Raw genomic sequence first — 264 nt, 5'->3', positions numbered from 1 at the left:
AAACAATTTGATTTTCTGGGACAGAATAATATCCATGTTTATTATTTTCCATCTCTTCAAATCGAACCGATACATCATTTTCTTTTGCAATAGCCATTAGGGCACGGTAAAGATTTGCATAGTCCAAATCAGTCAGCTGTTCTTTCACTTCTGCAGCTTTTGGCATCTCCTTTCCTTCTGTCTGACTAACATCAAAAACTGGTACCAAACCAAAGAATGTAACTGTTTCTGGTTTCCCATTTTTATCCAATATTGGTTGGTTAT

The 264-nt window shown here is 35.6% G+C and carries 1 protein-coding gene; it reads right to left on the bottom strand.

The annotated features are described in order from the left end of the window. The coding region (locus CBI42_RS11890; RefSeq protein WP_142294161.1) for a hypothetical protein at window positions 1-264 on the bottom strand (264 nt) is incomplete at both ends.

The organism is Streptococcus sp. KR (genome assembly GCF_002238115.1).
Taxonomy (GTDB): Bacteria; Bacillota; Bacilli; order Lactobacillales; family Streptococcaceae; genus Streptococcus.
This window is presented reverse-complemented; position numbering and strand designations above follow the sequence as displayed.